This is a genomic window from Shimia sp. R9_2 (assembly GCF_017743735.1).
Classification (GTDB): Bacteria; Pseudomonadota; Alphaproteobacteria; order Rhodobacterales; family Rhodobacteraceae; genus Shimia.
In genome coordinates, this window is the sequence record NZ_JAGHRO010000025.1 from 1 (window position 1) to 1,191 (window position 1,191).

Below are 1,191 nucleotides of genomic sequence, written 5' to 3' on the forward strand. Positions count from 1 at the left end.
ATGGCTAAGGAAAAGTTTGAGCGCAGTAAACCGCACTGCAACATCGGCACCATTGGTCACGTTGACCACGGCAAAACCACGCTGACCGCCGCGATCACCAAACAGTTTGGTGACTTCAAAGCGTACGACGAAATCGACGGCGCGCCAGAAGAAAAAGCACGTGGCATCACCATCTCCACCGCACACGTGGAATATGAAACCGAAGCACGTCACTACGCACACGTTGACTGCCCAGGCCACGCTGACTACGTGAAAAACATGATCACCGGTGCGGCGCAGATGGACGGCGCGATCCTGGTTGTGAACGCAGCAGACGGCCCAATGCCACAGACCCGTGAGCACATCCTGCTGGGCCGCCAGGTTGGCATCCCTGCCATGGTTGTTTTCATGAACAAAGTGGACCAGGTTGACGACGAAGAACTGCTCGAGCTGGTGGAAATGGAAATCCGCGAGCTGCTGTCTGAGTATGAATTCCCAGGCGACGACATCCCTGTGATCGCTGGTTCCGCTCTGGCGGCTCTGGAAGACCGTGACGACAACATCGGCAAAGAGAAAATTGCTGAGCTGATGGCGGCTGTTGACGAGTACATCCCACAGCCACCACGTGCGACTGACCAGCCGTTCCTGATGCCAATCGAAGACGTGTTCTCGATCTCTGGCCGTGGTACCGTTGTGACCGGCCGTGTTGAGCGTGGCGTGATCAACGTTGGCGACGAAATCGAAATCGTTGGCATCAAAGACACTCAGAAAACCACCTGTACCGGTGTTGAAATGTTCCGCAAGCTGCTGGACTCCGGTGAAGCGGGCGACAACATCGGCGCGCTGCTGCGTGGTGTTGACCGTGAAGCGGTTGAGCGTGGCCAGGTTCTGTGTAAGCCAGGTTCCGTGAACCCACACACCAAGTTCGAAGCAGAAGCCTACATCCTGACCAAGGATGAAGGTGGCCGTCACACCCCGTTCTTCGCGAACTACCGTCCACAGTTCTACTTCCGTACAACTGACGTGACTGGCACTGTTGAACTGCCAGCGGGCACCGAGATGGTGATGCCTGGCGACAACCTGAAGTTCAACGTTGAGCTGATCGCACCGATCGCAATGGAAGCCGGCCTGCGCTTCGCGATCCGTGAAGGCGGCCGCACCGTTGGTTCCGGTGTTGTGTCCAAAATCGTCGAATAATCAGACCTTCTGATT

The 1,191-nt window shown here is 56.4% G+C and carries 1 protein-coding gene; it reads left to right on the forward strand.

Going from position 1 to position 1,191, the window contains the following annotated elements; all coding sequences use genetic code 11:
* The gene (gene tuf / locus J7400_RS21110) at positions 1–1,176 is read left to right on the forward strand and encodes an elongation factor Tu (RefSeq protein WP_209066146.1); all 1,176 of its coding nucleotides are present in this window, start codon (positions 1–3) and stop codon (positions 1,174–1,176) included.
* The last annotated feature ends 15 nt before the right edge of the window (positions 1,177–1,191 follow it).

Excerpts from the sequence above, each read along its gene's own strand:
- tuf (WP_209066146.1), top strand. The coding sequence starts at position 1 with ATGGCTAAGGAAAAGTTTGAGCGCAGTAAACCGCACTGCAACATCGGC.